The 23501-nt window shown below is 33.9% G+C and carries 19 protein-coding genes; 13 read left to right on the forward strand and 6 right to left on the reverse strand.

Annotated elements, in window-relative coordinates; genetic code table 11:
* The first annotated feature begins 34 nt into the window (after nt 1–34).
* The 3 genes from ACQUQZ_RS12670 to ACQUQZ_RS12680 all read left to right on the forward strand — a co-directional run bounded on the left by ACQUQZ_RS12670 (nt 35) and on the right by ACQUQZ_RS12680 (nt 4824).
* Nucleotides 35–1663: a sulfatase family protein gene (locus ACQUQZ_RS12670; RefSeq protein WP_435355361.1), complete on the forward strand. Its 1629-nt coding sequence runs from the start codon at nt 35–37 to the stop codon at nt 1661–1663.
* 220 nt (nt 1664–1883) lie between these two features.
* Nucleotides 1884–3998, forward strand: coding sequence for a PQQ-binding-like beta-propeller repeat protein (locus ACQUQZ_RS12675; RefSeq protein ID WP_435355362.1), 2115 nt, complete (start codon nt 1884–1886; stop codon nt 3996–3998).
* 115 nt (nt 3999–4113) lie between these two features.
* Nucleotides 4114–4824 carry a hypothetical protein gene (locus ACQUQZ_RS12680; RefSeq protein ID WP_435355363.1) on the forward strand — a complete coding sequence of 237 codons (711 nt, stop codon included), beginning with the start codon at nt 4114–4116 and terminating at the stop codon, nt 4822–4824.
* A gap of 65 nt (nt 4825–4889) precedes the next feature.
* Here the strand turns inward: ACQUQZ_RS12680 and ACQUQZ_RS12685 are convergent, their stop codons facing one another.
* Genes ACQUQZ_RS12685 through ACQUQZ_RS12700 form a run of 4 tightly spaced genes read right to left on the reverse strand, consistent with a single transcriptional unit; the run spans nt 4890 to nt 8080 of the window.
* Entirely contained in the window at nt 4890–5291 is a 402-nt protein-coding gene (locus tag ACQUQZ_RS12685) for a hypothetical protein (RefSeq protein ID WP_435355364.1), read from the reverse strand.
* Nucleotides 5292–5297: 6 nt separating this feature from the next.
* Nucleotides 5298–6425: a flavin-containing monooxygenase gene (locus tag ACQUQZ_RS12690; RefSeq protein ID WP_435355365.1), complete on the reverse strand. Its 1128-nt coding sequence runs from the start codon at nt 6423–6425 to the stop codon at nt 5298–5300.
* Nucleotides 6412–7038: an aminotransferase class IV gene (locus ACQUQZ_RS12695; protein WP_435355366.1), complete on the reverse strand. Its 627-nt coding sequence runs from the start codon at nt 7036–7038 to the stop codon at nt 6412–6414. Before ACQUQZ_RS12695 ends, ACQUQZ_RS12690 begins: the two co-directional genes overlap by 14 nt.
* On the reverse strand, nt 7022–8080 hold the full coding sequence (locus ACQUQZ_RS12700; protein WP_435355367.1) for an aminodeoxychorismate synthase component I: 1059 nt from the start codon (nt 8078–8080) through the stop codon (nt 7022–7024). The genes ACQUQZ_RS12695 and ACQUQZ_RS12700 overlap by 17 nt, the downstream gene beginning before the upstream one ends.
* A 120-nt stretch (nt 8081–8200) precedes the next feature.
* Between ACQUQZ_RS12700 and ACQUQZ_RS12705 the strand changes: the two genes are divergently transcribed.
* Entirely contained in the window at nt 8201–11215 is a 3015-nt protein-coding gene (locus tag ACQUQZ_RS12705; protein WP_435355368.1) for an amidohydrolase family protein, read from the forward strand.
* 347 nt (nt 11216–11562) lie between these two features.
* Entirely contained in the window at nt 11563–14370 is a 2808-nt protein-coding gene (locus ACQUQZ_RS12710) for a TonB-dependent receptor (RefSeq protein WP_435355369.1), read from the forward strand.
* A 153-nt stretch (nt 14371–14523) separates the two neighbouring features.
* On the opposite strand, the gene guaA is transcribed toward ACQUQZ_RS12710, so the two are convergent.
* Nucleotides 14524–16053 carry a glutamine-hydrolyzing GMP synthase gene (guaA, locus tag ACQUQZ_RS12715; protein ID WP_435355370.1) on the reverse strand — a complete coding sequence of 510 codons (1530 nt, stop codon included), beginning with the start codon at nt 16051–16053 and terminating at the stop codon, nt 14524–14526.
* Between the two features lie 160 nt (nt 16054–16213).
* On the opposite strand from guaA, the gene ACQUQZ_RS12720 reads away from it, so the two are divergent.
* Nucleotides 16214–17386, forward strand: a complete 1173-nt coding sequence (locus tag ACQUQZ_RS12720; RefSeq protein WP_435355371.1) for a tyrosine-type recombinase/integrase — start codon at nt 16214–16216, stop codon at nt 17384–17386.
* Here ACQUQZ_RS12720 and ACQUQZ_RS12725 read toward each other — a convergent pair.
* Entirely contained in the window at nt 17354–17569 is a 216-nt protein-coding gene (locus tag ACQUQZ_RS12725; protein WP_435355372.1) for a hypothetical protein, read from the reverse strand. The two genes, ACQUQZ_RS12720 and ACQUQZ_RS12725, sit on opposite strands and share 33 nt — an antisense overlap.
* Before the next feature lie 507 nt (nt 17570–18076).
* Between ACQUQZ_RS12725 and ACQUQZ_RS12730 the strand changes: the two genes are divergently transcribed.
* The 7 genes from ACQUQZ_RS12730 to ACQUQZ_RS12760 all read left to right on the forward strand — a co-directional run bounded on the left by ACQUQZ_RS12730 (nt 18077) and on the right by ACQUQZ_RS12760 (nt 23033).
* Nucleotides 18077–18673: an HAD hydrolase-like protein gene (locus ACQUQZ_RS12730; RefSeq protein WP_435355373.1), complete on the forward strand. Its 597-nt coding sequence runs from the start codon at nt 18077–18079 to the stop codon at nt 18671–18673.
* Nucleotides 18674–18676: 3 nt separating this feature from the next.
* On the forward strand, nt 18677–19303 hold the full coding sequence (locus ACQUQZ_RS12735) for a hypothetical protein (RefSeq protein ID WP_435355374.1): 627 nt from the start codon (nt 18677–18679) through the stop codon (nt 19301–19303).
* A gap of 12 nt (nt 19304–19315) precedes the next feature.
* Nucleotides 19316–20314: a DNA-processing protein DprA gene (locus ACQUQZ_RS12740; RefSeq protein ID WP_435355375.1), complete on the forward strand. Its 999-nt coding sequence runs from the start codon at nt 19316–19318 to the stop codon at nt 20312–20314.
* Entirely contained in the window at nt 20277–20615 is a 339-nt protein-coding gene (locus tag ACQUQZ_RS12745) for a hypothetical protein (RefSeq protein WP_435355376.1), read from the forward strand. The genes ACQUQZ_RS12740 and ACQUQZ_RS12745 overlap by 38 nt, the downstream gene beginning before the upstream one ends.
* Before the next feature lie 133 nt (nt 20616–20748).
* Nucleotides 20749–21195: a hypothetical protein gene (locus tag ACQUQZ_RS12750; protein ID WP_435355377.1), complete on the forward strand. Its 447-nt coding sequence runs from the start codon at nt 20749–20751 to the stop codon at nt 21193–21195.
* 401 nt (nt 21196–21596) lie between these two features.
* On the forward strand, nt 21597–22151 hold the full coding sequence (locus tag ACQUQZ_RS12755) for a hypothetical protein (RefSeq protein ID WP_435354955.1): 555 nt from the start codon (nt 21597–21599) through the stop codon (nt 22149–22151).
* A 372-nt stretch (nt 22152–22523) separates the two neighbouring features.
* Nucleotides 22524–23033: a hypothetical protein gene (locus tag ACQUQZ_RS12760; protein ID WP_435355378.1), complete on the forward strand. Its 510-nt coding sequence runs from the start codon at nt 22524–22526 to the stop codon at nt 23031–23033.
* The last annotated feature ends 468 nt before the right edge of the window (nt 23034–23501 follow it).

Below are 23501 nucleotides of genomic sequence, written 5' to 3' on the forward strand. Positions count from 1 at the left end.
TGTAACATTCTAAGATAAAATATTACAAAATTCCATGAAAAAAATATTGTTTACGTTTTTGATCACGCTAACAATTATTTCTGTAGCATTTAAAGTTGTCAATAAACAAGTATCCAACCTACAAAAACCAAATATCCTTTGGATCACTTGTGAAGATATGTCGCCACATTTAGGATGTTTCGGTGAAAAAGTGGCAAAAACTCCAAATCTTGACCAGTTGGCCAAAGAGGGTGTTCGTTATACCAATGTTTATTCAACCGCAGGTGTTTGCTCTCCAAGTAGAAATGCAATCATTACTGGTATGTATCAAACCTCGGCGGGTGGACATCAGATGCGTACCTTACAAACACCCGCTACACAGCAATATTCTCCCGTTGCTTCTTATTCAGCTGTTTTACACGAACAAGTTAGGTGTTTTCCTGAATATTTAAGAAGAGAAGGCTACTACTGTACCAACAATGAAAAGCAAGACTATCAATTTAAAGCACCTGTTACGGTTTGGGATGAAAATAGTACCACAGCCGACTGGAGTGGTCGGAAAGATAAAAATCAGCCATTTTTCTCAGTTATCAATCTCATGATTACGCATGAATCACAAGTATTTATGAGAGACAAAGAACCACTATTAGTCAATCCATCTGATGTCATCGTACCACCCTATTATCCTGATAATCAAATCATTAGGAAAGATATTGCGAGATTTCTAACAAACGTGCAATTGATGGATAAACAAGTTGGTGAGATTTTACAGAAATTAAAAGATGATGGGCTTTATGATAATACCATCATCTTTTTTTACAGCGATCATGGCGATGGGCTTCCCTTCTCAAAAAGAGAATTATATGATAGAGGTTTAAAAGTACCTATGATTGTTCGATATCCAAATGCTCTCAAAGCAAATACGATTGATAAACAACTGATTAGCTTTGTTGATTTTGCTCCTACTGTTTTATCATTGGCAAATATTACCATTCCAAAATACATGGAAGGTCAGGCATTTTTAGGTCAACAACAAACTAAAGTTGCAAGAAAATACATTTATGCAGCCAGAGATAGAATGGATACTGAATATGATAGAGTGAGGGCAGTGAGCAATGGTAGATATAAATATCTAAAAAATTATATGCCTGAAAAGCCTTATTATCAAAATATTGCATTCAGATTACAGCAAAAAGGCATGACTGAAATTCTTAGATTAAGAGATGAAGGCAAACTCAATGAACAGCAAATGTATTGGTTCAGAAAAACCAAACCTTATGAAGAACTTTTTGATACCCAATTAGATCCGTACGAATTCAAAAACTTAGCAGAAAACCCAAAATATAAAGCAAAGTTATTAGAATTAAGAGCTAAACATCAAGAATGGTTAAAAAAGTATGGCGATTTAGGAGCAATTCCAGAAAAAGAGATGCTGTCTAAATGGTGGAATGGAAAAGACAAAGCACCACAAACTAATCAGCCAATGTTAAAAACTTTTTCAAATTTGACAGTTTTAAGTTGTTCAACTAAGGGTGCGTCGATTGGTTATAAGCATCATTGGGCTGATAAGTCTTGGGAAGTATATGCTAAACCAATAAAAGTTGCTAAAGGAGATTCTCTTTATGTTATTGCCCATAGAATAGGATATGAAGAAAGTGATATTGTCAAAACAAAGATCAATTGAATTGATTGCCAAAATAATGGAACGCTGATTCTTATGATAATTGTGATTTAATTCACAAAATCTTCCATAAAGTAATAAAAAATCATACTTTATCTTAAAATTCATAAAAATCAGCGTTCAATATTTTAATTTCTTATGTTGATAGCTTAATTTTTTTTATTCCATTTCAAAACTTATCGCTCACATAATTACAATTTGTATTTTTCAAAAACCTTAATTTATGAAACTCAAAGTATTTATCGGGACATTGGCATTGGTCGTTTTTATAATTGCTTCTGCTTTACAAACAAACGATCTGAACGATAATGTAGATTGGGCCGAATATTTAGGCGGAGCCGATAGAAATCATTATTCGACATTGACACAAATTAAGCCAGAAAATGTTAATAAACTTCAAGTAGCTTGGACATATTCCACCCCAGATTCTGGACAAATGCAAGTCAATCCAATTATTGTTAAAGGTATTTTATATGGTGTTACAGCATCTGTTCAAGCATTTGCTTTAGATGCTGCAACTGGTAAAGAAATTTGGCGATTTGGAGACCCATTAAAAAATTGGGCAAGCACAAGTCGAGGTGTAACATATTGGCAAGAAGGCAATGCGGATGCCCGAATTCTTTATACAGTTGGTCCAAATCTTTGGGCTTTAGATGCTAAAACTGGAAAGCCAATAGATTCTTTTGGAGATCATGGGAAAACAGATTTGCATACAGGTTTACCTGAAGTTTCACAAAAGAAATTTGTTATTTCAAACACGCCAGGAACTATATTTGGAGATTTAATTGTCATGCCACTTCGTCTTTCAGAAGATGCAGATGCTGCCCCAGGAGATATTCGTGCATTCAATGTAAAAACAGGCAAATTAGCTTGGACTTTTCATACAATTCCCTATCCAGGTGAGTTTGGCTATGAAACCTTTCCTAAAGATGCGTATAAAAATACCTATACAGGTGCAGCCAATAACTGGGCTGGGATGGCTGTTGACCGCAAAAGAGGAATTATCTATGTCCCGACTGGCTCGGCAGGCTATGATTTTTATGGCGGGAATCGCAAAGGACAAAACTTATTTGCCAATTGCCTTTTGGCTTTGGATGCTCGTACTGGTAAACGTCTTTGGCACTTTCAAACTACGCATCATGATATTTGGGATAGAGATTTACCTGCTCCACCAAACTTAATTACCATTACCCGAAATGGCAAAAAAATTGATGCTGTAGCACAAGTGAGCAAGCAAGGCTATGTGTTTGTTTTTGATAGAGTGACTGGGAAACCTATTTTTCCAATAACTGAGACACCTGTCCCAAAATCAATGCTTAAAGGAGAAGTTGCGTGGGCAACGCAGCCAATTCCTGATAAACCAGCTCCCTTTGCTCGTCAGTCTAAATCACTGAATGAAAATGAGATAAGCCCTTATGCCGAAAATCGTGCAGAATTGATTCAGAATATCAGAAATTATAAAACTGCCACTTACCATCCAGGAACTAAAGAAGGGACAATCATCTTCCCTGGCTATGATGGTGGTGCAGAATGGGGAGGAGCCGCTGCTGACCCAGAAGGTGTTTTGTATGTCAATGCCAACGAGATGGCTTGGGTGCAAACAATGGTGGAAACACCTAAACAAGTAACAATGACAAATCTGAGTGCAGGTGAAAAATTGTATATGTCCTATTGTGTAACTTGTCATGGAATTGACAGAAAAGGTAATCCTAAATCAAATTATCCTTCCCTAATAGACATCTCAAAACGACGAGATAAAGGCTTTCTTTCACAAATAATTGGCAATGGAAAAGGTATGATGCCTGGCTTTCCAGCACTTAGTTCGAATGAAAAACAAGCCTTGGTTTCTTTTATTTATGGAGATGAAAAAAAAGAAATAGGTTCAACATCAACTGTATCTAAACCAACTTATTTACCTTATAGAAGTACTGGATACAATAAATTTTTAGATAGTAAAGGTCTGCCAGCAATTACACCACCTTGGGGAACCATGAGTGCCATTGATCTAAATACTGGCGAATATCTTTGGAAAATACCCTTTGGATATGAAGAAAGTCTAAAAGAAAAAGGCATCACTAATACCGGTACAGAAAATTATGGAGGCCCTGTAATTACTGCAAGTGGCTTACTTTTTATTGCTGCTACAAAAGACGGTATGTTTAGAGCATTTGATAAAAAGACTGGTAAGTTACTTTGGGAAACTAAATTACCAGCAGCGGGTTTTGCAACACCATCCACCTATCAAGTAAATGGCAAACAATATGTGGTCATTGCTTGTGGTGGAACAAAATTAGGCACTAAAAAAGGCAACCAATTTGTTGCTTTTGCACTTCCTTAAAAAAAGTAGATTGTTTCATCATAGTTTAATCAACAAATCCCTTGTGAATTTTCGTGAGGGATTTTTTATTGAAATATTATATCTTTGCAACTTTCTAAAACTAACCTATCTACTAATGAAATTATTTTTTACTTATATTTTATTACATTTTTCTTTCTTATCATTGGCAAATAAAGCCATCGATTCAACTCAAAAAGTTTGGCATTTCAATGGCATTATTCAATTAAATAATAATGGAATCTCGCCAGTACCTGCATTTTCGTTAGGAAAACCTGCACTGATGTCAACATTTTTTATAAGAAAAGGTAATTTCACTTTTAGCCCAGAATTTAATTATGGTTCTGACGGTAAGCCTTGGGTTGTAAACCAATGGATACGCTTTCAAAAAAATCATGAAAAAATTACTTTCCGCACGGGAGCAAACTTGTCTTTATTTTTTAGACGTTCAGATGAGGAGGTTAAATTAAACCAGTATTTAGCATTAGAAGGCTTTGTTGGGTATAAAATTTCTGAAAAAAGTAGCTTGAATTTAATCTATTGGTATAGTCATGGATTAGACCCATTAGCTGTTAAAAGTGGACATTTTATTAGTTTATCTACTACCATTTCAAAAATTCCACTCTCAAAATCATTATTTTTAGAACTACGTCCAAATGTATTTTACTTAAAAAATCAAATTCCTTTTGAAGGCTTATTTGTTTCGGCAATCACAAGTCTTTCCCTTAAAAAAATGCCCATTTCTTTATTTATACAAGGCGTTCAACCAATAAAAGTAAATCCATCCACGCCGTTTAATTGGAATTATGGAATAAATTATATTTTCTAAATGTGTATTCACCAAAAGAGCCAAAATTAACTTTTGGCTCTTTTATTAAAAATATATTTCAATTGTTAAGATTTTCTTCGCTTCACCTTAATTACATCTTGATAAACATTGCCATCTGAAACAACTTTAACAAAATACTTTCCTTTAGGAAGTTGGCTAATATTATAGATTTTCTCAAAATTACTCACATCATAATATCTTGTACCATAAACCAAATTATCGTTCATATCTCTGATTTCTACTTCCAAAGTTTTGATTTTTTTTTCTGGAACTTTGAGTTCAAAGCGTTTATTTGAATATTTTATTTCTGGACGGTCTTCATTACGGGCAAATGCCGACCCGCAAATCATTGCCGAAAATATCAAAGCTGGTAAAAGATTCTTCAATTGCATAATTGTATGTGTTTTTAAGATATTATTGTTTACTAAAACATAACTAATATCATGCCAACCGAATACAATAAACATAAAATATTACTGATTTTTGTTCGCAATTTTTTGAGCTATTTTTGCCGAACTCAAATGAATATCACGCAAGACCCCTGTTAATGGAAGATTAAAGCCTAAAAAATATAGCCCTGCGAATGAAGCGTCATCGCTCCAAATACTTTTTGGATAAGCTCTGTCATTCAAAAAAGGAGTAATATTTTCAACTAAATCGGTCAATCTTGCATGATAGCCAGTTGCTAAAATAACAGCATCAAAGTCGATTTTTTGTCCATCAATAAAAACAATTGAATTTTCTGCAAACTCCTTAATATCAGGCAATACCACGATATTTTTTGCTTTAATTTCTTTCAAAGTACCAACATCTATCACAGGCGTTTTGCCTAAGGTACGAAGCTGTTCTGAAGGTGCTAAAGTAGAAATGGGAATACCAGTTCCCGCCATAGCCCCAGTTGATAGTTTCTTAAAAATGTTTGAGATGAAATCATAAAAAGTATTGCCAAATTGAATTAAAAATATGGCTAATCCTTGAGTCGAACGACCTAAAAATTCTCGTTTGACAATATTTACTGGGGTACGAATGGAAGTAAATGTTTTTGCACCATTTTCAAATAAATCAAGAGCAATTTCAGCTCCTGAATTGCCATATCCAACCACTAATACAGACTTATCTTTATACGGTTTACCATTTTTATAGATAGATGAATGTAAAATTTCACCCTTAAAAACTGTTTGATTTTTGAAAGTTGGGATTGCTGGAACACGATTATACCCTGTTGAAATAATCACGTTTTCTGTGTCAAAAACATGAGTTTTAGTGTTGACAACCCACTTCTCGCCTACTCTTTTGATATTTGTAACTTCTTGATTATAAATTGGTTGTATATTAAAATACTTCCTGTACGCTTCCAAATATTCTATATATTTTGCTTTAGGAACAAATGTTGGATAATCTGCTGGAAATGGCAAATGCGGCAATGCTGAATATTTTTTATCTGTATGTAAATGCAGACGATCGTAGTGATTTCTCCAAGCATTCCCCACATTTTCAGATTGCTCCAAAATAATGAATGGGATATTTAGTTTACTTAGTCGTCCTGCAATAGCCAAACCAGAAGGGCCAGCTCCAATGATAATATTTTTATGCGATTCCATTATTAAGTTTTATAGAAATAATATTTTTATCAACCTCAAAATCATAAGCCAAATCCAAATCTCTCATGGCATTGATTAAAGCAATTTTTTTGAATTTTTTCAAATCAGAAACTTTAATTTCATCTTCTGTAAGTAATTGATTATCAAGCAAATATTCCCTTTTAGTTCCTAAAAGGAGAAAGGTGTTGGGCGTAAACCATTTTGTTCCATCGAATAGTGCAATATTGGCATAAGTAGCATCCGTAATTAAATCATTTTGCGTGATAATGACATCATCAGCATTTGGATATATTTTCAATAGATTTTGGAATTTACCTCTATCTTCATACTTAAATTCATAATTAAACGATGGATATTCATCTAATTGCAATACTTTTGGGTGTTTAAATTCGTAAGCGAAAAACTCCACTTTTTCAATTTCTTCTCCATAGCTCACCCGACAACGGTAAATCCCCTCTCCTATCCAATCTGGAATTTTGATGGTATTGGCAAAGTCAAAATCATGACTCATTCCAAACAAATTCTCTCGACTCCATCTGACTCGATTGTCGTGATATGATAGATTATGCAGTTGTCGATTTTGACACTTGATGGTTTCAAACAATAGGGACATATATTTTTTGTATCATTTCTTCATATTCTTTTTCAGCAATACTATTGGAAGTAATACCTCCGCCACTTTTGAAAACCAAACCTTCTGGCTTTTGTTCAATAAAACGAATCATGACACCCGAATCGAAAGTTTCACCATCAAAAATGCCACAAACACCAGTATAAAAACCTCGATTTTGCGACAATTTCTCAAATTGAGTAGCATAAGTATATTTTTCAGCCTCTGAAATTATTTCCAACGTTTTCTCTTTAGGTGCTCCCGAAATCGAACCCGCAGGCAGCATAGAAAATACAATATCGCCCAACTGCTCTTGCCAATTGTTTGATAATAAGCCACTTACCTGTGAACTCACCTGTAATATTTCTTGCTTTTCATTGGTTTGAATTCGGTCGATGTACCTAAATTTTTCGACCCAAACTTTATCAGCCACTTTACTCAAATCATTTCTGATTAAGTCAACAATGGTTGTATGTTCATAAAACTCTTTTTTATCTTTTAAAATAGTTTGTTCAGCATTAGGATATGCCGCATTAATCGTTCCTTTCATTGGAAAAGAGGAGATTTTTCCTTCTTTATCAATCTGTACAAAAATTTCTGGTGAAAAACAGACAAACTTACTTTTTAGATAGATTTTGTATTTTGCTTCACTTCCTTCAAAAATATCTAACAAACTGATATTTAAATCAATCGGAGTTTCACACGTAAGATTTGTAAGAAAACTATTACCTTGAAAAATATTGGTCTGAACATGGTCGAAAGCTAATTTGTATTTATGGAATTTAATTGGAGATTTATTAAGTTGAACCCCTGCCCCTCCTAGATAGAGAGGGAAGTTTTGTTTAGCTCTCCCCATTTTTATGGAGGGTTGATTGGGGGTATTGCTCTTCCCATTCACCCAAAACTTAATTTCTTCATCATTAATATTTTCTAAGGCTTCAATGATACAATTCTCCCCTTCAAAATCACTAATCAATAAAAAAGGAATCTTTTTTGAAGCAAACTTATTAATTTTTGAGATGGATTTTTGTCTATTAAAATTCACTTTTGGATGTTGAGTTTTAGATATTCGGCTATTCTCATTACAAAAGTATCAATAGTTTTGTTTATTGAACAAAAATTCTCAAATTCGCAATATCATTCATCAAACATCATAAACCTACCCATGAGAAAACTCCTTACCTGTATTCTTATTACATTTATTAGTATTCCTGTCTTTTCCCAAGTAACTTTTCAGCGAAATGGCGTCTATGATGAGCGGCCAGCTCAATACGCCTTCAAAAATGCAACTATTGTAGTTGATGCTCAAACAGTACTTGACAATGCCATGATTTATATCAAAAATGGCGTAATTGAGTCTGTTGGTAAAGATTTACAAGTACCAGCAGGTACATTTGTATATGACCTCAAAGGTAAAAGAATTTATCCTTCATTGATTGATATTTACTCGGATTATGGTTTGCCAGAAGTAGTTAGACCTGCGGGTGGCAGAGGTTTTGGTGGTCAACCTCAATTAGAAACGAACAAAAAAGGAGCTTTCGATTGGAATCAAGCGGTAAAACCAGAAGTAGATGCTACCAATGATTTTAAAGTAAATGCTACTAAAGCTGAAGAAATGCGTAAAAACGGTTTTGGAAGTGCAGCCATTCATTCTGCTGATGGAATTGTTAGAGGAACTTCTGCATTTGTTAGCTTTGGCGATGGTCGTGAAAATGAGGTCTTATTGAAAGGTAAAGCTTCTGCTCATTACTCACTTGATAAAGGAACTTCTACACAAACATATCCAGTTTCGGCAATGGGTTCGGTGGCTTTGCTACGTCAAACCTATTATGATGCCGAATGGTATAAAAAAGGAGGAAGTAGCCAAGAACGTAATCTCTCATTAGAGGCTTTCAATGCTATGCAAGCATTGCCACAAATCTACGAGGCAAATGATAAATTGGGCATTTTAAGAGGTGATAAAATCGGAAAAGAATTTGGTGTACAATATATATTTAAAGGAATTGGTGATGAATACCAACGTTTAGATGAAATCAAAGCAACCAATAGCTCGCTCATTGTACCATTAGCATTCCCAACAGCTTATGATGTTGAGGATCCTTTTGATGCTGCAATGGTAAGTTTAACTGAAATGAAGCATTGGGAAATGGCACCTGCCAATGCTGGTGCATTAGCAAAAGCAGGAATCAACTTTGCTTTGACGAGTGCTGGTTTGAGAAATAAAGCCGATTTTTGGACAAATATCCGTAAAGCTATTGAATATGGTTTACCAGAAAGCAAAGCTTTAGAAGCCATCACTTCAACTCCAGCCAAATTATTAAAAGTAGATAACTTGGTGGGTAGTTTGAAAAAAGGAATGCTTGCCAATTTCATCATTACTTCTGACAATATTTTTAGTAAAGACAATGTGATTTATGAAAACTGGATTCAAGGCAAACGTTATATTATAAGCGATATGAACATAGCTGATATTCGTGGAGTTTATGATTTGACTGTTGGAGAGAAAACTGGACTAAAATTAAATATCACTGGAAAAGCTGATAAACCAGAATATTCGATTGCCCTTGATTCGACTAAATTTACACCGAAAGTTACTCGCATGGGTGATTTGTTTACGATAAGTAGCAAATTTGATAAAAAGGAGAGTAATGATACTCGTTTGAGTGGTTATTACGATGGAAAAAGTTTCAAAGGTGAAGGAGTTTTGGTAGATGGCAAACAAATAAAATGGTCGGCTATTTATAAAGAAGCTGCCAAAGAAACTACCAAAAAAGATTCAACTAAAGCAAAAACACCTGAAATTGGAAAAATTGTTTTCCCTTTTACTGCTTTTGGTAATGAAGAAAAGCCTAAACAAGAAACACTTTTGATAAAAAATGCCACTGTTTGGACAAACGAAAAAGATGGAATTGTAGCCAACACAGATGTATTACTCCAAAATGGAAAAATTGCAAAAGTGGGTAAAAACATAGAGGCTCCAGCAGGGGCAAAAACCATTGATGGTACTGGAAAACATTTAACTAATGGTATTTTTGATGAACATTCACATATTGCTTTGCTTTCAATCAATGAAGTACAAAGTGTTTCAGCAGAGGTCCGCCAAGAAGACGTAATCAATTCTGAAGATATTAATATCTACCGTCAATTGGCAGGTGGTGTCACCTCTTCACAATTATTACATGGTTCGGCTGACTGTATCGGTGGCCAATCAGCAATTATTAAATTAAAATGGGGCGAAAATCCTAACAATTTATTAATCAAAGGTGCTGATGGTTTCATCAAATTTGCTTTGGGAGAAAACGTTAAAAATGGTAATAATCCAACACCTTCGGGTCGTTATCCACAAACTCGTATGGGTGTTGAACAAGTTTATATGGATGAGTTTCAACGTGCAAAAGAATATGAAAAAGCATGGAAAGATTATAATGCTTTAGCTAATAAAACAGGTGTTGTTCCACCAAGAAAAGACATTGAATTGGACGTAATTGTTGATATTTTAAACAAAAAACGTTTTATCACTTGTCACTCTTATGTTCAGTCTGAAATCAATATGCTGATGAAAGTAGCTGAATCTTACAACTTTAATGTCAACACTTTTACGCATATCATGGAAGGCTACAAAGTAGCTGATAAAATGAAAGCTCATGGTGTTCATGCTTCTACTTTCTCTGACTGGTGGGCTTATAAAATGGAAGTAAAAGAAGCAATTCCCTATAATGCTTCGATTATGGCAAAAGTGGGTGTCACCACAGCGATTAATTCTGATGATGCGGAAATGGCTCGTCGCTTAAACCAAGAAGCAGCAAAAACGATTCTTTATGGCGGTACATCTGAAGAAGACGCTTGGAAAATGGTTACACTCAATCCTGCTAAAATGCTTCATTTAGATAATCGTTTAGGAAGTATCAAAGTAGGTAAAGATGCTGATGTGGTGTTGTGGAACAATAATCCATTATCAATATATGCTCGTCCTGAAAAAACTATTATTGAAGGAACAGTTTATTTTGATAGTGAAAAAGATGAATTGGCTCAACAATCAGTTGCTAAAGAACGTAATCGTTTGATGTTGAAGATGTTGGCAGAAAAAACAACAGGTGCAGCAACACAAAGACCTACACCAAGAAGAAATCAACGCATTGAATGCGACACGATTATGGAAATGCTTGATTCTGAGAAATAATTACAGCGATTTTAAAATATTTCATGTCTAATTAATTCTTGAAATAGTACAAAAATAAAAAAGGGTTTGTCTGATGACAAGCCCTTTTTTATTTTTACGAAAATCATAAAAAAACTTTATTACCAATCATAATTTTGCCAAAAACAAAATAAACTATCTTAATAATTGCCTAATTATCAATAAATAAATTTAAATATTATAATAGTGTTAATAATTAATATAAAATAAGATTCTGCTATTTCTTAGAATAGTAAAATTTAATTCCGAAAACTTGCTTATTCACAACTTTTCATATTATATTCGCAAAGTAATACTTACTTTATCTAAATAAAAACTAAATTAATTCTATGATGAACACTTTCACCAAATTAGTGATGGTGTGTATGCTATTGATTAGCACTACACTTTTCGCACAAAATCGTTCTGTAAGCGGAACAGTAAAAGATGCCACTGGTACAGGCGTGCCAGGAGCAAGCGTAACAATTAAAGGGACTACCAAAGGAACATCTACTGATGTTGATGGTAAATTTTCTATTTCAGTTACATCAGGTGCTACGCTTCAGTTTTCAGCCATTGGTTTTACAACACAAGAAATCAAAGTTGCAGAACAATCAACGATTGATGTCAAGTTAGTAAATGACGACAAGGCTTTAAATGAAGTTGTAGTTGTTGGTAGTAGAGCTACCCAAAGATCATTAACTGATTCACCACTTCCGATTGACATTTTTAGTGCGACAGAATTGAAATCTACTGGACAACCTTCTTTTGACAAAGCTCTTCAATACCGTGTACCATCATTTAACACAGTAAATACGCCTGTAAATGATGCCACTACCCTACTCGACCCTTGGGAAATTCGTAATATGGGCCCAAGCCGCAGTTTGATTTTGATTAATGGCAAACGTAAAAATCTAAGTTCTTTGCTTTATGTACAGTTTTCTCCTGGTCGTGGAGAAACTGGTGTAGATTTATCTGCCATTCCTCAACAGGCGATAAAAAGAGTTGAAATCTTAAGAGATGGTGCTTCTGCACAGTATGGTTCAGATGCCATTGCAGGTGTAATGAACATCATTTTAAAAGATAAATATGATTATACTACTGTAAATGTAAATACAGGCGTAACCTCAAAAGGAGATGGTGGGATGTATAATGTTTCATTGAACAGTGGTAGTAATGTAGGTGGCAAAGGGTACATTAACTACACCGTTGATTTCTTGCAACAAAACAGTGCAGTTCGTTCAGGAATCGTACATGTACCAACTGAAATAGCAACCTTTGGTGGAAGTCCTGAAGCTGACGCTATGATTACCAGGTTTTTGAAAGATTATCCAACTGCTGGTAATATTAATGGTAGTGGAGAAACTACTGCGGGTAGATTCTTAATCAATACAGGTTTTAAATTATCAGAAAATCAAGAAATTTATGGTAACGCCGCAATGGTTGTTAAAAGAGTTTCAAGTTTTGCCAACTATCGTACTCCTTATTGGAGACAAGATCGTGGTTTATTACATAGTCCTACCGACAATAATGGCGTTAATTATGTAACGCAAGCAACTTTAGCTTTCCCTGATGAAGACAAAGTTGATTTATACAAAGGATATATTGGTTATGTTCCTACTTTTGAAGGTGATTTGTTGGATTATAATGCAACAATTGGAGCAAAAGGTGAAACAAATGGTTGGAAACATGATGTAAGTTTGACCACTGGTTTCAATTCACAAACCTACACCGTTGATAATACTGTCAATCGTTCATTAGGTAAATCAAGTCCGACACGCTTCAAGCCTGGTGGTTATCAATTTGGGCATTTGGTTGGTAACATTGATATTTCTAAGCAAGTAAATGAAAAATTAGGTATTGCCTTCGGTATGGAAGCTCGCAACGAACAATACACTATTATTGCTGGTGATGATGCTTCTTATGACCGTGAAGGTTCTAACTCTTTCCCAGGTATTAATAAAATTAACGCTGGTACTAACAAACGTTTCAACGTTGGTGGCTACTTGGATTTAAGCTATGACATTACAAAGGATTTCTTGCTTAATGGAACTGTTCGTTCAGAAAAATACAGTGATTTTGGCAATGCTAATGTTTGGAAATTATCTACTCGCTATAAGTTGGCTGATGATAAAGTTGTTATTCGTGGTTCTGCGTCAACTGGCTTCAGAGCTCCAAGTTTGCACCAAATCTATGCACAATCAGTACAAGCAGCTTTCGTAGGTGGTACAATCCAATCATCTGGTTTATTTAATAACCGTTCGGCACAAGCACGAGCATTAGGTATTCCTTCATTGAAACCTGAGAAATCGCTTAACTATACAGTTGGTATTGCTATTACACCAACTAAAAACTTCAGTATCACCTTAGATTACTTCTCAATTGATGTAAAAGATAGAATTGTTTACAGTTCATCAATTACTACTTCTGATAAAAATTTAGCGAGTCCTGTTACTGATTTAGGTAGAATATTAAAAGGAACAGCCGTAGGAGCAGGGAATTATGATTTATCAAGTGTACAATTCTTCATCAATGGTATCAAAACAAAAACTTCGGGTATCGATTATGTAGTTTCATACAGAAATGTTGCTTTAGGAAAAGGAAAACTATCTTTCAACTTAGCAGGAAACTATATGTTGCAAAACAAAATTGTTGGAACTCCAGCAGAACCAGCACCTGTAAAAGCAGCAGGATCAAGTATCTTAAATACACAAATCAAATCATTGTTGACAGAAAGCCGTCCTAAAACTAAGGTGATTTTAGGTATTGATTATTCAGTTTCAAAATGGAATATCAATTTGAATAATACACTTTTTGGAAAAACAGCCTTCCAAGATTTGGATAATGGTGGTGGAGATATGGAGAATATCAAAGCTGAGTTCAAGCCAGCAGTGGTGACTGATTTGAGCGTTGGTTATTCATTCAATAGCAAAGTTTCATTGACTTTAAATGCCAATAACTTATTGAATGTAATTCCTAAATGGGATTTAGTAGCTTTGAACGAAAAAGGTAAAGCTGCAATCGCAAATCCAGAAGACAAAGCTTTATTAAGAGGTTTCTTAGGATTTAGTGGTCGTTATGACATTCTTGGTTATAATGGTTCTCAGTTTAGTCAATTAGGAACAGTTTTTAATGCTAACTTCCAAGTTCGTTTCTAAGCTTTAGGATTATATCTTATTGATAATTAACCAGTTAACACAAAACAAAAACCCCGATTATGTTAAACATATATCGGGGTTTTATTATTTTATTCAAAAACATAAAAATTCACAAAGCAAAGTACTCATTGTTTAAGCAAAATTTTTCAGTCATTACTCCCACTCAATCGTAGCAGGTGGTTTTGAACTGATATCATAAACAACACGATTGACACCTTTGACTTTATTGATAATTTCATTGGAAACGTCTGCTAAAAATTCATAAGGCAAATGAGCCCAATCGGCTGTCATACCATCTACACTTGTCACGGCACGCAAGGCAACCACTCTTTCATAAGTTCGTTCATCACCCATCACTCCTACGCTTTGTATTGGTAAAAGCATCGTACCAGCTTGCCAAACATGATCATATAAGCCATAGTTTTTCAGGCCATTGATAAATATCGCATCTACTTCTTGTAAAATTTGTACTTTTTCAGGAGTCACATCGCCTAATATCCTAATACCCAAACCTGGGCCCGGGAATGGATGACGGCCTAAAATATTTTGAGGAATATTTAAAGCTTTACCAACTTCACGTACCCCATCTTTAAACAGTAATCTCAATGGTTCGACAACCTTTAGTTTCATAAAATCAGGTAAACCACCAACATTGTGATGAGATTTGATGGTAGCAGATGGGCCTTTTACTGAAACAGATTCAATCACATCAGGATAAATTGTTCCTTGTCCGAGCCACTTAGCCCCTTCAACTTTATGCGATTCAGCATCAAAAACATCAATAAAAGTTTTTCCAATAGCTTTGCGTTTTTCTTCAGGATCTGTCAAGCCTTTGAGAGCAGTATAAAATTGTTCTTTTGCATCAACGCCCACAACATTCAAGCCTAAACCTTTGTATGATTCTAAAACCTCCTCGAATTCATTTTTTCTTAAAAGTCCGTTATCTACGAATATACAAAATAGGTTTTTTCCAATGGCATGATGAATCAATGTAGCAGCTACGGATGAATCAACTCCACCCGATAGACCCATGATAACTTTATCATCGCCCAATTTCTCTTTTAATTCTTTGATACTCGCTTCGGCAAAAGAATCTGGTGTCCAGTTTTGTGAACAATCACAAATATCTACGACAAAGTTTTTCAAAATTGTTTTACCTAAAACCGTATGCGTCACTTCAGGATGGAATTGAATACCATAGACGGGCTCATCTTTGATTTTGAAGGCAGCAACTTTTACGGTATCGGTTGAAGCGATAATATCAGCATTAGCAGGTGGACGTGCAATGGTATCGCTATGTGACATCCAAACTTGGGTATTATCACTTACATCTTTGAATAAAGCATAACGGTTATCAACTTTGTTTAAAATCGTACGTCCATATTCACGAATAGATGAAGGAGCCACTTCTCCCCCACCTGTTTGGGCCATCATTTGAGCTCCGTAACAAACACCCAACACAGGTACTTTCTGAGCAAATGCTTGCCAGTTTACCAATGGAGCGTCGGCATCTCTAACAGAGCATGGACTTCCCGAAAGGATAATTCCTTTGATTTCAGATGTGATTTCAGGAATTTTATTGAATGGGTGTATTTCGCAATACACATTGAGTTCTCTGACACGGCGAGCAATCAGTTGCGTAAACTGTGAGCCAAAATCAAGAATAAGGATTTGTTCGGTCATGGTAGCTTTCTAAAATACAAAATTAGGTGAAAAAGCCATTTGGTGCAAATCTTTTATTGATTTTGGATTGATTGTAACGGAGTAAGACATTTTTTTTACAAATATTTCAAAAACTTCATACGTTTTCTTAATTTAGTACTACTAAATCACGCCACACAACATGATAAATATTTACATTGATAAAAAAGACTCTGACTTATTGCTTGTGCAATTTTCTGACATCAGCTCTAATGTCATTATCACTCAAATACCTAACCGCCGTTGGAGTCGTTCTCGTGGGTGTTGGGTGGTAGAAAATACTCGTCACAATGTGGTATTGATTGGCAAACTTTTTGGCAAAGAAAATTGCAATTTCTCAAAGGAAATTATTTTAAAATACAAGCCTACAATTAGCATTGATGAGATTAATCAATATTTGTCAAAAGCCAAAAAGAACCTAAAAAAACACACAATCTTTAGAGAGGATTACAAACATCCTATAATTCTGGCCTTGACACAAAGTATGCAAATTAGAAATTATAGTTATAAGACAATAGGCAATTACCGCTCTCAGCTCATCAAAATGATTCATTATTTCAGTCCAAAAGAATTGAATGAAATTACAAAAACTGCATTTGAGGCTTATCTTGCATATTTGGCTAATAAAGAAAAACTAAGTGGATCTTCTTTAAACGTGGTAATCAATGCCTTTAAATATTATCAAGAAACGATCTTAGGCAGACAATCAAAGGAGCTATTTACGATGCCCAAAATCATTCAATCAAAGCAATTGCCCGAAGTATTGAGCGTACAAGAAGTTGAATTCATTTTACAAAAAACTGAAAACCTGAAATATAAAACTATTTTTAGTTTGATTTACTCGACAGGTTTGAGACTTTCTGAAACTTCAAATTTAAAGATTAGCCACATTCATCGTCACAATAAAACTATTTTCATTAAAAATGGTAAAGGTAAAAAAGATAGATATGTAGTTTTATCAGACAAAATCTTAGAGATTCTTAGGGAATATTACAAAAAATATCGTCCAAAAGAATATTTATTTGAAAATGACTTTGATTACGAACCTATCAACAACAGATCGATCCAAAGAGAATTTGTTAGAGTGATTAATAAATGTCGAATCAACAAACGGGCTACTGTACACACATTAAGGCATAGTTTTGCGACACATTTACTGGAAGCAGGGGTAGATATTAGGTATATTCAAGAGTTGCTTGGTCATAGTGACATAAACACCACCATGAGGTATACACATGTAAGTAATAAGGCATTAAAAAACGTCACAAGTCCGTTTGATAAGCTAAATTTCAATCTTTCGAAGAAGAGGTCGTAGCCGTGCCAAACTATAAAATTTCCGATTAAGATAATAGCCTTTTGTATAGCCATTAAGTACCATTTTTATTTCTCGGCGGGTAGCAATATTGTACATTTTGTTTTCTGTACTTATAATAAATCCAGTAAGCCCTTCAAGATACCAAGCTGCGGTGATTTTTTTGGGTTTTAAACTTAATTTCACAAATGTTAAAATGCTTATTATCAATTATTTATCAGTGTACAAATTTATAAAAAAAAGTTTAAAATTTCAATCAACTTATTTTAAAAAAATAAGTTGATAATCTATTAATTATCAATAGATTATCATTATACAAATATAAAAATATCATGATTTTATTCAACATTTGGAATTGAATAAAATAAATAATAATATTGTAATTAAGAACATCTATCAACAAGTTCTTCAATCACTTAATAATCAATCACTTGTAGTTGTACACTGTCGTCCAATTACTAGTTGGAAAAGTTTCTTTCTCTACCGAATAATAAATAAACAAAGTTCTTCTTGGGTTCTATTTTCGTTTTAGGTTACTTGCTGATAGTTTCATTAATTTTAAACAACGACTTGTGGGTTATACGCTTGCGTCTATTTATGAGTTGAAGGAAAGAAACTATTAACTAACAAGCTTTGTTAAGACCGACCTCTTCAACACGTCAACTAAAAATCCATAAAATAAAATTGATGACAATGAAAAACGTAAATGAAACTCAATTAAATATAATCAATAAAATATATGAAGATACTATTCTAGTGTTTGATATGGACGGAACATTGGTAGACACTGATTTTGCAAACTTCTTATCATATAAAAAAGCGATATTATCAATAATTCAAACTAATAAAGATATTCTGTTCAATCCAAATGAAAGATTTAATCGCACTACTTTAAAGAGGATAGAATCAAATTTGACAGAAATAGAATATCAAAAAATAATCCAACAAAAAGAGGAAAACTACAAAGAATATTTGTCACAGACACAACTGAATAAATCGGTAGTAAACATTCTAATACAATTTTTCAAAACAAATAAAACTGTTTTGGTTACAAACTGTCGAGAAGACCGAGCATTAATAACATTAGACTATCACAATCTTACAGACAAGTTCAGTAACTTACTTTTTAGACAAATTTCAGATGATGAGAAGCGAACAAACAAATACATAAACGCAGTATCAATTTTAAATCTATCGGCTAACAAGGTGGTAGTTTTTGAAAATGAAAAGCAAGAAATTGAAGATGCTATACTTGCAGGAATTCCAATTGAAAACATATTAATCATTTAAGACATGACACCATTTACAATTGAACATAACAATTATTTGACGCAGAACATTCAAGGGTATTATCATACTGATTTCGGAGGTGTGACGTTACCAAATAACCCCAATTTTCTATACAAATTAAAAAATGACCCACATCATAATTGGTCAGACTATAGAATTCAAGAAGCCCAACATGAATTATTACAAATACTTCTTAATGACCTACCAGAGATACTAACTAAAATTGATGTAAACCAGTTAACAGTTTGTGTTGTTCCAAGAGCCAAAGCAGATAATACTTATCGTCCAAATCAATTACTTTTCAAAGCAACGGTGAGAAATGCAATAAATCAGTTTGGCAACAATTTTATTGATGGAACAAATTTTATTGTACGACATACTGACACAAAAACAACACATCTTAGAAAACCAATGGAAGGGATTGTTAATGAGGGTTCAGAGCCTTATCCTGGTATTAGTTTCGATACGTGTAGTTTTTCAAACAACATTATTGGTCGAGATATTCTATTGATTGATGATATTTACACAAAAACTGTAAATATTGATGAAGATATGATACAATCTTTATTAAATTGTGGGGCAAATTCAGTTACGTTCTATTCAATTGGAAACACTGTTCACAATCAATAACAAAAAATCAAAATGAAGTACACGAATAATGCACTTAATATCATAACAGCAAAATCCTACAAAGGGATTGGCAAAGCTTGGATAATTAAAAATTTAAAAGGAAATGAAAGTGTTGAGGAAATTGTTACATTGCTAAATAATAATTCAAAGCAAGATGATTTTATCACAATTGATGATTTTGAATTCAATAGAAATCAAATAATGAATCAAGTTGAAGTTTTTGAAAAAAGTTGCGATGGAATCGTTGCAATCGGTGACAAAAACTTTCCAAAATATAAAGGAACTGTTAAGGAAAGTGAAAGACCTATATTCCTTTTTTACAAAGGAGATATAAGTCTACTGGATTTCGAAAATAGCAAAATTACAGTTATAGGACTTCTCAATCCAGACGAAGCAATTGAAGTCAGAGAGCAAAAAATAGTCACAGAAATCGTCAAAAGAGAGATTATAATTGTTAGTGGTTTAGCTTTTGGTTGCGATAGTATCGCACACAAGCAAGCTCTTATTGGAGGAAAAACTATTGCAATCTTACCAAGTCCACTAAATAATATTATGCCAGCAAAAAATAAAGCTTTGGCATATGAAATAGTCGAAGAAGGAGGGCTTTTAGTAACTGAATACTTGGACGAGCATAAATCTGCAATGGATTTAAGTAGTCGATACAAAGAGCGTGATAGATTACAAGCCCTATTTTGTGATACTATAATTTTAGCAGCAAGTTACGCACAAGATTCTGCTGAAAGATGGGCAATATTTGACAAAAAATTAGATAGTGGTGCAAGGTTAGCAATGGGATATGCTAAAGATTACAATATTCCCCGAGCAGTAATGTATGACCAAAGTATTGACTTTGATAATCCAATGTTTGACTTAAATCGACAGTTAATATCTGAACAAAAGGATATTACAATCCTAACAAGGAAAAGTTTGGAGGAAATTATCAATAAAATAACGTCAAAAAAAACAAATAACAATGACGGTTTTACATATCAACCAAACTTATTTAGTTAATCAAATAGCTTTACATATTTTAGCTCAGAGGCTCATGCGACTGGCCAAAAGCGAAACTCAAAGTGTAAGTTCTCAGCAAAATTTCAAACGCATGGGCTCATCCGACACTCTAAATGCGTGGTATTCACTCAACTTCGTTCTGACAAATAAATTTACTTGCTTTTCAATTTCTTTTTTTAGAACTTGGTATGCAGATTTGGTTCGGGACAGTTTATTAGCGGGTCGTGGCTGGTGTGCATATTTAGTTTTCAGCAGCATATTTTGTGGGGTTGGCTTGGTCGGGGCGGTTGGTGTCGGGTGACACCAAATTAGAGCGGTCGCTAAGTTATTCGAGTCCAACACGAGCAAATAAGTAAAAGTTTGATAATCAACTAATTAACTCTAAAATCACTTCCAATCTTCTCATTTGCGGTCGTTGGAAATATTTAAAACATATGATTCCAAAAAAAATAAAAATCTTACGCATCGAAGATTATCATACTCATTATATAGGTAAATTTGATAGTGGTAAACAATTTTTTGGATATGAACATTTTGTAAGTAAGCCTTCTCCTAATGAAATAGATTGGCAAAAAAATCGTCATGAATATGTTGTTTTATATCTCTTTGACGAAAATGGCAGCCTTGAATCATTCAAATATTGGTATGCTGGCACAACAGCAGAACTAAATTGTGATACCAATAAAAAACTTGACGAATTAGTAAAAAGTTTAGGCAAAGTAAGATTCTGTAACATTAAAGTAGCACCATCCCATATAGAAATAGATGGAATCATTTTTGGTCTTATTCCTAAAATAGATGATGATTATGAGAGAATTGAATTAGACCCAAGTAGTACAATAGCATTCAGTGAACCTTGGGACGGAGAATATGATACTTAATAGGGAATAATCTAATGCATTACGTACGCTGAAAAAATAGTTTGACAGTTCTATTTTTAGCTCATATGCACTTTCGACGAATTCAAAGCGAAGTTTTTAAGTGTGAATTCTCGAATATTTCGCAGCAATTTGTCTCAGTTTTTAGGCTCGTTCGACAATTTATAAGCGTGAGTTTTCATAGGCTTTTTTCCGCAAAAACTTCAACGCTAATTCTCTTTGTTTTTTAGTATTTTGTTCGCAATTTTGGCGGGCGACAGTACAAAGTAGTTGGTGTTCAAAGTTCTTGGCTCCCAACTCGAAATGATGGCGTAAACGCTTGAAAATTCAAAAATTAACTAAAAATCAAACCCCAGCATCTCCATCATGGTCGTTGGAAAAAATTTAAGCAGTTCAAAATAAAAATGAATATCAAAAAAACAATCAATTTGGAAATATTCAGAAAAGTAATTGAAGAATCAGCTGATGATTTAAAAAAAGAACAATCCAAACATTACTTGTCTTTTGACTATGCTGGCATAATTCCTAATGATGATGAAACATTTAGATACGATTTAACACCAAAAAATACAATTGTGTTTGCAACAACAGGAGGGGATGGAGTTCATTACAGTATTTTTGAAATTTCAGATAGTATCCAACCGATTATTATGACAGTACCAATGAATTACAGAAATTCATCAAAAGATTGTAATATAATTTTAGCTGAAAACTTAAACGAATTTTTATCAATAGGATTTTACAAAGGCTGGTTTTCATTAGAACAAATATGCTATGATTATGAAGGGACAATTCAATATTATGCAGATACAAATGAAGAATTAAATGAGGAAGAAAAAAAGTTTATAAAAAATTTAAGAAGTAAAATTGATTTTCCCCATATTCCTTTAAAAAAAGAAAGGCTAATTGAACTTGAATCTAAATACTACGAAGAATTAATTTTTGACAATGAATATTAAAATACTTTGTCCCTATACAACTGAAATAGCTTGACAGCTTTTATCAAGCTCATAGTTACTGCCGACGTGAGATTAGAGCGGTTTGCAAAGTGTTTACTTTCAATAGCTTCTACGTTTTTGGGTCTACTGCACTTATCGTTTTCGGCGACATGAGATTAGAGCGATTTGCATAGTTTTTTTTCGCAAAAACCTGTCTGATTATACTATGTTTTTAATATCTTAGCACTTTCATTTGTTGGGCGACACCAAATCAGCGAAGCTTTTAATATTAGTGAGTCCAACGTGACGAAAGAAGTAAATATCTATAAATCAATTTCTTAATTCAAAATAATCACCCAACTTCTCCTTTCGGAGCGTTGGAATTTTCCAAAAATGGAACTTGATATTTTAGCTGAAAAAGAAAATGTGATTTGTGAAATGGTCAGTAACTTATACAGAACCAAGTCAAATGATGATAGTGAAATATTTACCTCTATTTACAACCAATACAAGTCAATTCATTTACAATATTCAGAACTTTCAAAGAATAATCTTGAAGCTTTAAAAAGAGGGTTGTTTATTCAGTGGTATCAGAAAACAGAGCCAAATTTCTTATCGGGAATTTCAGACTTAGAACAGGATGCGGAAAAGCAAATAGTTAATAATTTATTTACCGTTATTAATACAAAACAAGTTGACTCTGAATTAATATGGATGTTAAACTATTACAATAGCTGGGACTGGGTTTTTCTAAACTACGAAAACTTTAGACGATTTGATACAAATTTAGTAAATGAAGCTAATAATCGACTTCCAGAAAATATCGATAAAAAACTCATGCTAAAACGTGGTCAAATGGGTAAATACTGGCTTTCGTTAATAAAATATGGTAGTACAGAATGAGTTTACTGTTTGATAATTCTAAGCACAAAGTCTCGGTCGACACACAAAATTTGTTGGATTATCTGTTTTTCAAACGCATAGTTTTCGGCTAACAGGACAGCTTTTTGGCAGTTTTATTGGATTTTCCGCTCTCAAAGTGGGTTTGCGACAGGAAATCTGCGTGGTAGTTTCGCAACTTTTTCTCCTAAACTCAAAATATTTTAGTACAGCTTTGCTTTTTTAGATTTTTCCGTGCAAATTTATTTTCCCCAATGGAATTGCAGCAGTCAAGTTGATGGGGTGGATTGACTGGCTGGCTGGGCGTCTTGCGACGCCATATTAGAGCGGTCGCAAAGTTCATCGGCTCCAACTCGAAAGCATTGTGTAAAGGCTTGATGCTTTATTAATCAACTCTAAAATCACTCCAAGTCCATCACAATGCTGGTCGTTGGAAAAATTTGTTCAACAATACAAAAAGTACGACAAAAC

The organism is Emticicia sp. SJ17W-69, from assembly GCF_051209875.1.
Classification (GTDB): domain Bacteria; phylum Bacteroidota; class Bacteroidia; order Cytophagales; family Spirosomataceae; genus Emticicia.